A 12,581-nucleotide genomic window follows, 5' to 3' on the forward strand; every position below is an offset into this window, starting at 1 on the left:
CGGCGCCTCAGGCGAGGATGCGGGTGAGCGGCATCGACGAGTCGACGCCGTAGCCGAGCGCGCTGGGCGCCAGCTCGCGCCGGGCCACCGCCGAGCCCAGCGCGGCGATCATCGCGCCGTTGTCCGTGCAGTAGCGGATGGGCGGGATCCGCACGTCGATGCCAGCGGCCTCGCCGCGCGCGACCGCCATCTCGCGCAGCTGGGAGTTCGCGGAGAAGCCGCCGCCGATCACCAGCGTCTCGACGCCGTGCTCTCGGCAGGCGTTGAGGGTCTTCATGACGAGGACGTCAGCCACCGCGTCGGCGAAAGACGCCGCGACGTCGGCCACGGGGACCTCGCGGCCCGCGTCGCGCTCGCGCTCGACCCATCGTGCGACGGCGGTCTTGAGCCCCGAGAATGAGAAGTCGTAGGCGTGCCTGTCCTGGAACTTGGGCGCCGTGAGCGCCCGCGGGAACGGGATCGCCGTGGGATCGCCGTCGCGTGCGAGTCGGTCGATGTGCGGGCCGCCGGGATAGGGCAGTCCCAGCAGTCGTCCCACCTTGTCGAAGGCCTCTCCTGCAGCGTCATCGAGCGTGTGTCCCAGCTCGGTCACGGAGGTCGCGACGTCGTCGATGAGCAGCAGCGAGGTATGGCCTCCTGACACCACCAGCGCCATCGTGCGGTCGGGGAACTCGCCGTGCACCAGCTCGTCCACGGCAGCATGGCCGATCACGTGGTTGACGCCGTAGAGGGGACGGTCGAGCGCGAGCGCCAAGGACTTGGCGGCAGCATTGCCCACGGTGAGCGACCCCACCAGGCCAGGCCCCGCGGCGACCGCGACCGCATCCACGTCGGACAGCGTGCGACCCGCGCGCGTGAGCGCCTCCTCGAGCGTGGGGATGAACGCCTCCAGGTGCGCCCGCGAGGCGACCTCGGGCACGATGCCGCCAAAGCGGGCATGCTCGTCCATCGACGAGGCCGTCACGTCCACCAGCAGCTCCGTGCCCTGGACGAGCGCCACGCCCGTCTCGTCGCACGTGCTCTCGATTCCCAGCACCAACGGATCCACGCGACCAGCGTAGCCGTGGTCGTGGGCACGCCTGGCTCTGCGAGAGAATGACGGCCATGCCCTCGAGCCTCGGATCCGCCGCCGACCCACGCCCGCCGATGCCCGCCTCACGACTCGGTCGCGCGTTCGTCGCGATCGCGGTGGTCGAGGCCGTGACGTGGACGGGCCTCCTGATCGGCATGCTGCTCGAGCATGTGCTGGACGTCACCGATCTGGGCGTGAGCGTCTTCGGCCCGCTCCACGGCGTGGCCTTCCTCGTCTACTGCGCGCTGGCGCTGGCCTGCGCGATCCGCTTCCGATGGGGCGTGGGGCTGACGCTCGTGGCGTGGATCGCGGCGGTGCCGCCCCTGACCACCATCCCGATGGAGCGGTGGCTGCGCCGGCGCGAGCGGCTGGGCACCTCCGAGCCGGCCACGTCCGCCTGAGTCAGGCGCCCACGCGGCGCATGACCAGCGCGTCCACGCCCTCCGGCTGGTAGTACTTCCTGCGTACCCGCACGTCCTCGAAGCCATGCGCTCGGTAGAGCGCGAGCGCCGCCCCATTGGTGACGGCGACCTCGAGCCATACGTCGGGAGCGGCGAGCCTCGCCGCCTCGGCGAGGAGGTCCGCCATCAGCGCTCGGGCGAGCCCGCGCCCACGAGCCTCCGGCGCGACCGCGAGATTCATGAGGTGGAACGCGTCGCCCTCGAAGCCGTAGACGGCATAGGCGGCCAGGGAGCCGTCCTGGTCGATTCCCCGCCAGCGCGAGAACCCGACGAGCAGCTCCTCGCGAATCAGCGCGGGCGACCACGCGGAGCGTCCGAAGATCTGCTGCTCGAGCGCGGCCACGCGCGGCACGTCGCCATCCGCGAGGTCGCGGATGAGCGCCGATGCGACCGCGGGTTGGCCGTCGCCCTCCCGTTCGAGCTGGTCGTCGCCGCTGCGCTCGGCCATGGAGGGGCTCAGGCGCCGGGGACGCCGTGCACGTCCGGCCGGCGCAGGTACAGCGGCTCGAGCGGGAAGTCCGTCTCACCGGCGGCGAGCGCGGACTCGACGACGCCCACGAGCGCCGCGGGGTCGGGATCGGCGGCGATGGCGCCGGGGAACTCTTCGGGGTACAGCGTGGCGCCGCGGCCCACCACGTTGCCCGCCACAGGCACGTCGACCGGCGCCGCGACGGCTGGGCCGTCGACCCGCACGCCGCCCTCGTAGCGAGCCCAGTAGACCTCCTTGCGACGCGCGTCGGCCACGACCGTCGCGTCGCCGTGGATGGCGCCGACCGCGTCGAGCGAGCAGGCGCCGCGGACGGGAACCCCCCACGCGAAGCCCAAGGTGCGGGCGGTCACCAGGCCCACGCGCAGCCCCGTGAACGGAGCCGGGCCCGTGCCGACCACGATCGACGCGACGCCACCACGCGACGCTCCCGCATGCGCGAGGACCTCCTCGACCATGCCGGCGAGCAGCTCGGCGTGGCCGCGGGGCGCGAACGCGGAGCGCGATGCCAGGGTCTCGCCGTCGCGCACGAGCGCGACCGCGACAGCGGCGGAGGTGTCGATGGCGAGGATCACGCGTCCAGCCTAGAGCTGCGGCAGCTCGACGGCGTCCCACCGCCGGCCGTGCGAGGTGATGCGGACGCGCCGCTCGCCGCCCGAGGGATCGTCCATGTCGAAGACGCCGCCGCGCTCACGCAGGATGGTGAGGTGCAGGCGGTCGTCGGACAGCGCCGCCGCATCGTCGCCCCACTCGACCACGGTCACGGCGTCCTCGAGGGACGTGTCCAGATCGAGGTCGTCGAGCTCTGCGAGAGTGGTCAGCCGGTACGCGTCGACGTGGACCAGGTCCGGTCCGTCGGTGAGCGACGGGTGGGTCCGCGCGATGATGAAGGTGGGGCTCGCGACGTCGCCGCGCACTCCCAGCGCCGCGCCCAGGCCCTGCGTCAGGGTGGTCTTGCCCGCACCCAGGTCGCCCGTGAGGATCACCAGGTCGCCCGCCTGCAGCACCGGCGCGAGCACGTCGGAGCCCAGCCTGCGCATCGTCTCCGCGTCCGGGACCGTCACGGTGCGGTCGATCACGCTCGCTCCTTGTCGCGCAGCGCGCCAAAGCGGCACACCACCTCGTAGTCGATGGTCTCGATCGCGCGGGCCCACTCCGTGGCGGTGGGACCGTCGGGACCGATGAGAGTGACGGTGTCGCCCGCGCGCACCTCGGTCACGGGGCCCAGGTCCACGACGAACTGGTCCATGCACACTCGCCCGGCGATGCGGTAGCGCCGCCCGCGTATCGACACCTCGGCACGATTGCCGGCGCTGCGGAACACGCCATCCGCGTAGCCTGCGCTCACGAGCCCGAGCGAGGTCGGGTACGGGGTCACGTAGTCGTGGCCGTAGCTCACGCCGTGGCCTGCGGGCACGTCCTTGACGAGGATCACCTCGGAGCGCACCGACATGGCCCGCGTGAGGCCGAAGTCACGGCCGTCGGGGTCCGGCACGGGCGGCAGCCCGTAGATCGCGATCCCCGGGCGCACGAGGTCGAAGTGCAGGTCCGGGCGCGTGAGAGTGCACGCCGAGTTCGCGAGGTGACGCACCTCCAGGTCCAGCGAGCGCTCCTGCGCGATCGCGAGCGCCGTGCGGAAGTTCGTCGCCTGATCGTCGATCGTGGGGTGACCGGGTGCATCGGCCCAGGCAAGGTGCGACCACATCCCCACCACGGTGATGAGGCCCTCGGCCTGCGCGGCGCTCGCGACGTCGAGCAGCGACTCGAGCTCGCGCAGCGGCACGCCTTCGCGTCCCAGGCCCGTGTCGACGCACACGTGCACGCGCGCCGCGACCCCCAGGTCCCGTGCCGTCGCGGCGATCGCTCCCACGACCTCGGGCGACGAGGCCGACAGATCGACGTCCGCGATGATGAGCTCGCGCACCGGGAAGTCCGGTCCGTACAGCCACGTGAGGATGCGGCCGGTGTCACCGCTGGCGCGCAGCGCGAGCGCCTCCGACGGCTGCGCCACTCCGAGCCAGGCTGCGCCGCCGCTGCGGGCTGCCCGCCCGCTCTCGACCAGGCCGTGACCGTAGGCATCGGCCTTGACGACGGCCATCACGTCGGCGGCGCTGGCGCGCCCACGCAGCACCTCGACGTTGCGGGTGATCGCGGCGTAATCGACCATGACCTCGAGCGCGCTCATCCGTCGGACTCCGCGATCACCACGGCGGACGCGATGCCCGCATCGTGCGACAGCGACAGGTGGAAGCGGGCGATGCCCAGCTGCGCCGCTCGCGCGGCCACGGTGCCGCGCACCTCGAGCTGGGGTCGGCCGCCGTCGGCGCGCAGCACCTCGGCGTCGTGCCACTGGAGACCGGCCGGCGCCCCGAGCGCCTTCGCGAGCGCCTCCTTGGCAGCCCACCTGGCCGCCAGGCTGTGAGTGCCGAACTCTCGCTCGGGCGGCGTGAACACACGCTCGAGGAAGCCGGGCGTGCGCTCCAGCGTCTCCTCGAACCGAGCGATCGCGACCACGTCGATCCCCACTCCCACGACGGCCACGGCTACTCGACCGTGACGGACTTCGCGAGGTTGCGCGGCTGGTCGACGTCGTATCCCTTCGCTGCGGCAAGCTCGAGGGCGAAGATCTGCAGCGGGATCACGCTCAGCAGCGGCGCCATCAGCACCGGGGCGTGGGGAACGTAGAAGACCTCATCCGCATGCGTCGCGGCGACCTCATCGCCCTCCTCGGCGATCACGAGCGTGCGCGCGCCGCGGGCACGCACCTCCTGCACGTTCGAGAGCACCTTCGCATGCAGCGACTCGCGCCCACGAGGGCTGGGCAGCACCACGAACACCGGCTGGTCCTGCTCGATGAGCGCGATCGGTCCGTGCTTGAGCTCGCCGGCGGCGAATCCCTCGGCGTGGATGTACGCGAGCTCCTTGAGCTTGAGGGCGCCCTCGAGCGCGATCGGAAAGCCCACATGCCGCCCCAGGAACAGGACCGTGCGCTCGTCGGCCATGGAGGCCGCCACCTCGCGGATGGGCGCCGACGTGTCGAGGACGCGCTGGATCTTCGCGGGGATCTGGTCGAGCTCCTTGAGCAGCGCATCGATCTCGTCGGGGAACTTGTTGCCGCGCAGCTCGGCGAGGTAGATGCCCAGCAGATAGCCGGCGGTGATCTGGGCGACGAACGCCTTGGTCGACGCCACCGCGATCTCGGGTCCCGCGCGCGTGTAGAGCACCGCGTCGGCCTCGCGGGCGATGGTGGAGCCCTGAGCGTTGACGATGCCGATGACGGTGGCGCCCTGGCTCTGCGCGTGGCGCACCGCCATGATCGTGTCCATCGTCTCGCCCGACTGGCTGATGGCCACCACGAGGGTCTTGATGGACACGATCGGGTCGCGATAGCGGAACTCGTGCGCAAGCTCGACCTCGACGGGGATGCGCGTCCAGTGCTCGATCGCGTAGCGGGCGGCGAGCCCGGCGTAGGAGGCGGTGCCACACGCGATCACGATGATCTTGTCGATCGACTTCAGCACGTACTCGTCGACCATGCCCTCGTCGAGCTTGAGGCGCCCCTGCTGGTCGACGCGTCCGCGCAGCGTGTCGGCGACGGCCGTGGGCTGGTCGTGGATCTCCTTGTCCATGAAGGTCGCGAAGCCGCCCTTCTCCGCGGCGGCGGCGTCCCAGTCCACGGAGTAGGGCTCGCGCTCGACGATCTCGCCACGACCGTTCGTCACGGTGACGGAGTCGGGGGTGATCTCGACCACCTCGTCCTGGCCGAGCTCGAGCGCGGTGCGGGTGTGCTCGATGAAGGCGACCACGTCCGACCCGAGGTAGTTCTCGCCATCGCCCAGCCCCACCACGAGCGGAGAGTTGCGGCGAGCGCCCACGACCGTGCGCGGGTCATGCGCGTCGACGGCCAGCAGGGTGAAGGCACCCTCGAGTCGGCCAGCGACCGCCCGCATCGCGTCCGCCAGGGCCAGCCCCTGCTCGACGTACGACGCGAGCAGGTGGCCGGCGACCTCCGTGTCCGTCTCGGACAGGAAGTCGACGCCGGCCGACGCCAGCTCGTCGCGCAGGACGGCGTGGTTCTCGATGATGCCGTTGTGGATGATCGCGAGACGGCCACCAGCCGCGAGATGCGGGTGCGCGTTGACGTCGGTGGGCGCACCGTGCGTGGCCCAGCGAGTGTGCCCGATCGCCGCCGTCGCCGGCGGGAGCGGCTCATCGGCGATCGCCTTCGCCAACCGCTCGAGCTTGCCCGACTTCTTGGCGACCGCGACCCGCTCGGGGTCCGACCCGACCAGCGCGATGCCGGCCGAGTCGTAGCCGCGGTACTCGAGCCGCGCGAGGCCCCCCATGATGACGCCCTCGGGCCTGTCTCCCGGCTCACGCGAGCTCACGTATCCGACGATTCCACACATGCGTCGAAGTCTACGTGGCGACGCGAGACCCGCCCGCGCATCGGCCTGCTCCACCTCCTCGCCTCCCCACGCCTGCCCTCGTCCCGCCCGGCGTGGCGCGGTGCCGTGAGACCGATGCGGTTGAATGGTCGCGTGAACGAGGTCAGCAAGGAGGACGTCGACAGTCCGTTCGTCACCCTGACACGTCCCGAGTGGTCCGCGCTCGCTCGATCGACCCCGCTGCCCCTGACGGAGGCCGACATCGCGCGCGTGCGCGGCCTGGGCGATCCGATCGACCTGGACGAGGTCGACACCATCTACCGGCCGCTGTCACGCCTGCTCGATCTGTACTCGGGCGCCGTCGAGGGCCTCCACTCGGCCACCGGCGAGTTCCTGGGCGAGCGGGCGTCTCGCACGCCGTTCGTGATCGGCATCGCTGGCTCCGTCGCCGTCGGCAAGTCCACCACGGCACGCGTGCTGCGCGAGCTGATGGCGAGGTGGCCGCGATCGCCGCGCGTCGAGCTGATCACCACTGACGGATTCCTGCACCCCAACGCGGTGCTCAAGGCGCGGGGCCTGCTGCAGCGCAAGGGCTTCCCCGAGTCCTACGACCGCCGCGCGCTGCGGCAGTTCATCGCTGATGTGAAGTCCGGGCGACCGGAGGTGAGCGCCCCGGTGTACTCGCACATCACCTACGACATCGTGCCGGGCGAGACGGTCACGGTTCGCTCGCCGGACGTGCTGATCGTCGAGGGCCTCAACGTCCTTCAGCCCGCCAGCCCTCGCGACCTCGATGACACTGCGCTCGCCGTCTCCGACTACTTCGACGTGTCGATCTACGTCGACGCCCAGCCCCACGACGTGCGCCGTTGGTACATCGAGCGGTTCCTCGAGCTGCGGGGCACGGCGTTCTCTCGACCCGACTCGTACTTCCGGACCTACTCGGAGCTGTCTGACGAGCAGGCGGTCACGCGCGCAGGCGAGATCTGGGACTCGATCAACGCGCCCAACCTCGCACGCAACATCGCGCCCACGCGCTCGCGCGCGACCATCATCCTCCACAAGGGCTCCGACCACCAGGTCGAGACCGTGGCGCTGCGCAAGCTCTAGGCGCGTCGCCCGCTGGCCTGGTTCGCCGCCCGGGGCGAGCCGCGAGTCATCGCTCGCGCTCGACGCGGTCCTGGGTGCCCGCATCCTGCTGCGGGGCCTCGGGGTCCGGGCGGTGTCGGCGCGTCGGGATCTGGCCGGTGACCGCCCCTCGCCGCTCCGCCCGGTGCGACCCACGCTCCTCCCTGCGCTCCGCGCGCTGGCGCGCGAGCTCCTCCTGGCGGGCGCGCTCCTCGGGCGTCATCGACTCCTCGATCTCGCCCACCAGATCGGGCAGGTCCGGCTGGCTCAGGCCGAACCATCCGAGCACCTTATCCACGAAGAAGCCCAGCACCACGCCCGCGACCACGCCGATCACGATGGACAGCACGAGGTTGTCCTCCGGGAAGATGGCGCCGGCCGCGGTGCCCAGCAGGATGCCCCACCCCGCCCAGATGCTCACGGCGATCGCGTCGACCCCCATGAAGCGCCGGTGCGGATACCTGAGCGCGCCTGCCGACAGGTTGACGACCACGCGGCCCATGGGTATGAAGCGCGCGGCGATGATGAACGTGGTGCCGCGGCGCTCGAGCTGCGTCTCCGCCCAGTCCAGGCTGGCGCGCCACCGGTCGCGCTTGAAGATGCGCCAGTTGCGCACGTCGACCTTGGAGCCCACGAAGTACGCGAGCTGGTCCCCGCACCACGCTCCCGCCGCTCCGCACAGGAAGATCAGCACCAGGATGGGGCTGCCGGTCTGGAACGATGCCGTCGCGGTCGCGATGATCACGGACTCGCTGGGCAGCACCGGGAAGATGCCGTCGATGAGCGACAGGACGAACACGCCAGGGTAGATCCACAGCGACTCGCTGAGCTCGAGGACCCACTCCTCGACCGTCGAGGAGAAGTGGAGGAGCCAGTCGCTGAACGTGCGGTCGTCGGTCACGCGCTCAGTCTCCCAGGTGCCACCCTCGGGCGCGATGGGGCATCACGCTGATTGACGGCTCATCCCTGCGGCCGATGCACGTGGCCGCGGATCCTGCTGGTCAGAGGGTGAGACGGCGCTTGACGGCCTCGGCGAGCTCGTCGGCGTGAGCGTTCGCGAGCTCGGCGGTCGCCGCCTCCACCATCACCCGGACAACGGGCTCCGTGCCTGACGGACGCAGGAGCACACGCCCGTCGGTCCCCAGCGCCGCACGCGCGGCCCCGACGGCCTTCTGCAGGTCAGGATCGGAGTGCACGCGCGTCCGGTCCACCCCCTTGACGTTGATGAGCACCTGCGGAAGCGTCTCGATACCTGCGCACTGCTCTCGCAGCGAGGAGCCGGCGTTGACACGCGCGGCCACCAGCAGGGCGCTGAGCACGCCGTCTCCGGTCGTGGCGTAGTCCGAGACGATCACGTGGCCGGACTGCTCACCGCCCAGCGAGTACCCGCCTTCCCGCATGGCCTCGAGGACGTAGCGATCGCCGACGGCCGCCTCGATGATCGTGATCCCCGCGGCAGTCATCGCGCGGTGCAGGCCCAGATTGCTCATCACTGTTGCCACGAGGGTGTCGTGATAGAGCGCGCCGGCGTCCTTGAGCGCGAGGGCGAGCAGGCCCATGATCGAGTCGCCGTCGACGACCTCGCCGGTGTGGTCGACGGCGAGGCAGCGGTCCGCGTCGCCGTCGAAGGCCACGCCGAGGTCGGCGCCGTGCTCCACCACCGCGGCCTGCAGGCTCTCGAGGTGGGTCGAGCCCACGCCGTCGTTGATGTTGAGTCCATCAGGCGCCGCGTTGATCGCGTGAACGGTCGCGCCGGCCTCGCGCAGCGCGGCGGGGCCGACGTGGCTCGCGGCGCCGTGAGCCCCGTCGACCACGATCGTCAGGCCCGCGAGGGGCTCCTCCGCACCCGCGAAGGAACGGACCGCGGAGACCACGTGCTCGACGTATCCACCGGCAAGGTGCGAGGCGTCCCTGATGGTCCCGACCTGGTCGCCGGTGGGCCGCTCCCACTCCTCGCCCAGTCGGTCCTCGATGGAGTCCTCGACGCCGTCGTCGAGCTTGTGCCCTCCGCTGCCGAAGAACTTGATGCCGTTGTCGGGCATGGGATTGTGCGAGGCGGAGATCACCACGCCGAGGTCGGCCTCGGTGGACGCGGTGAGGTAGGCGACCGCAGGCGTCGGCACGACGCCGACGTCGAGGACGTCCACGCCCGCCGATGCGAGCCCGGCGCAGACGGCGGCGCTCAGGAACTCCCCTGAGATGCGGGTGTCGCGGCCGATGACCGCGCGGGGCCGATGCCCCGAGAACTCGCCGCGCTCGGCGAGCACGTGCGCGGCGGCGACGGCGAGGTCCACAGCCAGCTCTGCCGTGATGTCACGGTTGGCCAGGCCGCGGACCCCGTCCGTGCCGAACAGTCGCGCCATGCGCGAGAGATTAGCGCTTCGAGTACTGAGGCGCGCGGCGGGCCTTCTTGAGGCCGGCCTTCTTGCGCTCGACCACGCGCGCGTCGCGGGTCAGGAAGCCCGCCTTCTTGAGGGCGGCGCGGTTGGTGTCCGCGTCGATCTCGTTGAGGGCGCGGGCCACGCCCAGGCGCAGCGCGCCGGCCTGGCCGGAGGGGCCGCCGCCATCGATGCGGGCGTGCACGTCGAACTTGCCCTCGATGTCGAGCAGCGCGAAAGGCGAGTTCACCAGCTGCTGGTGCACCTTGTTGGGGAAATAGTCCTCGAGCGAGCGGCCATTGATCTTCCACTCGCCGGTGCCGGGCACCAGGCGAACGCGGGCGATGGCCTCCTTGCGGCGGCCGAGGCCGGCGCCGGGAGCGATGGCCGAGGCGCCCTTGCCGCGCTCGGGCGCGGACTCGGAGGTGTACTCGGTGGGGGTGTCGTTCTCGACGGTCGTGTCAGTCACGTCAATCAATCCTTGGGGTCCGGGGCGCTTACTGCGCCACCTGCGAGATCTCGAACGCCTGCGGCTGCTGCGCGGCGTGGGGGTGCTCGGGGCCCGCGTAGACCTTGAGCTTGGACAGCTGGGCGCGGCCGAGCTTGGTGTGGGGCAGCATGCCCTTGACCGCGTTCTCGATGACCCGCTGCGGGTTCTTCTCGAGGAGCTCGCCGATCGGGACGGCGCTCAGACCGCCCGGGTAGCCGGAGTGGCGGTAGACCATCTTGTCGGCAGCCTTGTTGCCCGACAGGGAGATCTTGTCCGCATTGATGACGATGACGAAGTCGCCGCCGTCGACGTGGGGGGCGAAGGTCGCCTTGTGCTTGCCGCGCAGCAGCGAAGCGGCCTGAGAGGCCAGACGACCGAGAACCACGTCAGTAGCGTCGATGACGTACCAGTTCTTGGTGACGTCACCCGGCTTGGGAGAATACGTACGCACTGTGAAGCCTTCTTACTCGTTAACGATGATGCGGCGCGAAGCGCGCCACGGGGTTCGGTCGGCGGGTCCTGCGGAGGCGAGTGGGAGGCACTTCGCGCCGGAACGCACAACGACAGACGATTCTACCGGCACGCGCCGCGAGCGGTCAATTCCAGCGAGGCCGGTCACACCGACGAGCGTCGCGCGCGCGTGAGCTCCGTTCGGGAAGCCAGCTCGTCGTCCGCCGGGTAGGACACCCGCTCGAGCGTGAGACCGTGCGCGGGAGCGACGGCGATGGCCTGCGAGCGCTCGGTGCCGGCGGCGACGGACTCGAGCCATGCGAGGTCGCGCCGGCCCTGGCCGACGGGCAGCAACGCCCCCACGAGCGAGCGCACCATCGAGTGGCAGAACGCATCCGCGCGCACCGTCGCGACCACGAGACCCGCATCGGCACCGGACGCGACGCGCTCCCAGGACAGCTCCTTGAGGTCCCGGATGGTAGTCGCGCCCTCGCGGGCCCGGCAGAACGGTGCGAAGTCCCGCAGGCCCGTGAGCAGGGCCGATGAGCGGTTGAGGGCGTCGACGTCCAGGGCTGCGTCGTGCCACAGCACGTGGCGTCGGGTGAGCGGGTCCCGGAGAGCCGAGTCGTCGGCGACCCGGTACGCATACCGCCGCTCGGTGGCGGCGAAGCGCGCGTCGAATCCGACCGGCGCGATGGCGACGGTGCGCACCGTGATGTCGTCGGGCAGGATGCCATCTAGGCGCTCGCGCAGCCCGACCTCGGGGGTGCGCACGCAGCGCCCCGGCATGCGGCTCCACGACGCGGCGGGGATGTCCGCGTGGGCGACCTGATGGCGCGCGTGGACGCCCGCGTCGGTGCGCCCGGCGACCGTGAGCCGCACGGGCATCGACTCCCCCGTCGCGGGGTCACGGATGATGCGCGCGAGCGCCGCCTCCATCTCGCCCTGCACGGTCCGCAGTGACGGCTGCGTCGCCCAGCCCGAGAAGTCGGTGCCGTCGTACGAGAAGTCGAGGCGGACCCTCACGACGTCGCTGGGAACCAGTTCCGTCATGAGAGCCCGCCTCGACCGGTGACCGGAGGCGCGGGAGCTGGCCCGCGCATCGGCCGTACGTTACTTCTTGTCGTCCTCGGCTGCGTCGTCGGCGCCCTCGGCGGGCTCCTCCGAGTGCTCGCCCTCGACGGCGGCGGCCTCGGTGACCTCCTCGGGGCCCTCGGCGGGAGCGTCGGCGTGCTGAGCCTCGGCCTCCTCCGCAGGAGCCTCCTCGGCCGCAGCCTTGTCGGCCTTGGCCTTCGGGGCAGCCTTCTTGGTGGCCTTCTCGGCCTCCTTGGAGACGGCCTTCTTGGCCGGCGCACCGAACTCGACGAGCTCGATCACGGCCATGGGCGCGTTGTCGCCCTTGCGCGGACCGATCTTGGTGATGCGGGTGTAGCCGCCGTCACGCTCGGCGAAGCCGGGGGCGATGTCCGCGAACAGCGCGTGCACGACGCCCTTGTCCGACAGCAGGCCGAGCACCTTGCGGCGCGAGGCGAGGTCGCCGCGCTTGGCGAGGGTCACGACGCGCTCGGCGTACGGGCGCAGGCGCTTGGCCTTGGCGACGGTGGTGGTGATGCGGCCGTGCTCGAACAGGCTCTGCGCGAGGTTCGCCAGGATCTGACGCTCGTGCGCAGGACCGCCGCCCAGGCGCGCTCCCTTGGTGGGGGTAGGCATGGTTGCAGGTTCTCCTT

General features: G+C 71.3%; 15 protein-coding genes. 2 read left to right on the forward strand and 13 right to left on the reverse strand.

What is annotated here, in order from left to right:
* Positions 1-7: 7 nt before the first annotated feature.
* Positions 8-1,048 (reverse strand): tRNA (adenosine(37)-N6)-threonylcarbamoyltransferase complex transferase subunit TsaD, encoded by a 1,041-nt coding sequence (tsaD, locus tag B7K22_RS03675; protein ID WP_234983303.1) that lies wholly within the window; start codon positions 1,046-1,048, stop codon positions 8-10.
* Positions 1,049-1,104: 56 nt separating this feature from the next.
* On the opposite strand from tsaD, the gene B7K22_RS03680 reads away from it, so the two are divergent.
* On the forward strand, positions 1,105-1,473 hold the full coding sequence (locus B7K22_RS03680; protein ID WP_200807358.1) for a DUF3817 domain-containing protein: 369 nt from the start codon (positions 1,105-1,107) through the stop codon (positions 1,471-1,473).
* Position 1,474: 1 nt separating this feature from the next.
* On the opposite strand, the gene rimI is transcribed toward B7K22_RS03680, so the two are convergent.
* Genes rimI through glmS form a run of 6 tightly spaced genes read right to left on the reverse strand, consistent with a single transcriptional unit; the run spans position 1,475 to position 6,429 of the window.
* On the reverse strand, positions 1,475-1,981 hold the full coding sequence (gene rimI / locus B7K22_RS03685; protein WP_084038445.1) for a ribosomal protein S18-alanine N-acetyltransferase: 507 nt from the start codon (positions 1,979-1,981) through the stop codon (positions 1,475-1,477).
* Between the two features lie 8 nt (positions 1,982-1,989).
* Positions 1,990-2,595, reverse strand: coding sequence for a tRNA (adenosine(37)-N6)-threonylcarbamoyltransferase complex dimerization subunit type 1 TsaB (gene tsaB / locus B7K22_RS03690; protein WP_084038447.1), 606 nt, complete (start codon positions 2,593-2,595; stop codon positions 1,990-1,992).
* A gap of 9 nt (positions 2,596-2,604) precedes the next feature.
* On the reverse strand, positions 2,605-3,099 hold the full coding sequence (gene tsaE, locus B7K22_RS03695) for a tRNA (adenosine(37)-N6)-threonylcarbamoyltransferase complex ATPase subunit type 1 TsaE (RefSeq protein WP_371327649.1): 495 nt from the start codon (positions 3,097-3,099) through the stop codon (positions 2,605-2,607).
* Positions 3,096-4,205, reverse strand: a complete 1,110-nt coding sequence (gene alr, locus B7K22_RS03700; RefSeq protein WP_084038449.1) for an alanine racemase — start codon at positions 4,203-4,205, stop codon at positions 3,096-3,098. Before alr ends, tsaE begins: the two co-directional genes overlap by 4 nt.
* Positions 4,202-4,561: a holo-ACP synthase gene (locus B7K22_RS03705; protein ID WP_084038451.1), complete on the reverse strand. Its 360-nt coding sequence runs from the start codon at positions 4,559-4,561 to the stop codon at positions 4,202-4,204. Before B7K22_RS03705 ends, alr begins: the two co-directional genes overlap by 4 nt.
* A gap of 2 nt (positions 4,562-4,563) precedes the next feature.
* Positions 4,564-6,429, reverse strand: a complete 1,866-nt coding sequence (gene glmS / locus B7K22_RS03710; protein ID WP_084038453.1) for a glutamine--fructose-6-phosphate transaminase (isomerizing) — start codon at positions 6,427-6,429, stop codon at positions 4,564-4,566.
* Positions 6,430-6,543: 114 nt separating this feature from the next.
* Between glmS and coaA the strand changes: the two genes are divergently transcribed.
* Positions 6,544-7,518 carry a type I pantothenate kinase gene (coaA, locus tag B7K22_RS03715; RefSeq protein ID WP_084038455.1) on the forward strand — a complete coding sequence of 325 codons (975 nt, stop codon included), beginning with the start codon at positions 6,544-6,546 and terminating at the stop codon, positions 7,516-7,518.
* Positions 7,519-7,564: 46 nt separating this feature from the next.
* Here the strand turns inward: coaA and B7K22_RS03720 are convergent, their stop codons facing one another.
* From B7K22_RS03720 to rplQ, 6 genes are all read right to left on the reverse strand, one after another.
* The gene (locus B7K22_RS03720; RefSeq protein WP_159448745.1) at positions 7,565-8,437 is read right to left on the reverse strand and encodes a DedA family protein; all 873 of its coding nucleotides are present in this window, start codon (positions 8,435-8,437) and stop codon (positions 7,565-7,567) included.
* Between the two features lie 100 nt (positions 8,438-8,537).
* The gene (gene glmM / locus B7K22_RS03725) at positions 8,538-9,899 is read right to left on the reverse strand and encodes a phosphoglucosamine mutase (protein WP_084038459.1); all 1,362 of its coding nucleotides are present in this window, start codon (positions 9,897-9,899) and stop codon (positions 8,538-8,540) included.
* 10 nt (positions 9,900-9,909) lie between these two features.
* Positions 9,910-10,383 carry a 30S ribosomal protein S9 gene (gene rpsI, locus B7K22_RS03730; protein ID WP_084038461.1) on the reverse strand — a complete coding sequence of 158 codons (474 nt, stop codon included), beginning with the start codon at positions 10,381-10,383 and terminating at the stop codon, positions 9,910-9,912.
* Between the two features lie 28 nt (positions 10,384-10,411).
* Entirely contained in the window at positions 10,412-10,855 is a 444-nt protein-coding gene (gene rplM, locus B7K22_RS03735; protein WP_084038463.1) for a 50S ribosomal protein L13, read from the reverse strand.
* Between the two features lie 164 nt (positions 10,856-11,019).
* Positions 11,020-11,907 (reverse strand): tRNA pseudouridine(38-40) synthase TruA, encoded by an 888-nt coding sequence (gene truA / locus B7K22_RS03740; RefSeq protein ID WP_084038465.1) that lies wholly within the window; start codon positions 11,905-11,907, stop codon positions 11,020-11,022.
* A 60-nt stretch (positions 11,908-11,967) separates the two neighbouring features.
* On the reverse strand, positions 11,968-12,564 hold the full coding sequence (gene rplQ / locus B7K22_RS03745) for a 50S ribosomal protein L17 (RefSeq protein ID WP_084038467.1): 597 nt from the start codon (positions 12,562-12,564) through the stop codon (positions 11,968-11,970).
* Positions 12,565-12,581: the final 17 nt, after the last annotated feature.

The organism is Demequina sp. NBRC 110053, assembly GCF_002090095.1.
Taxonomy (GTDB): domain Bacteria; phylum Actinomycetota; class Actinomycetes; order Actinomycetales; family Demequinaceae; genus Demequina.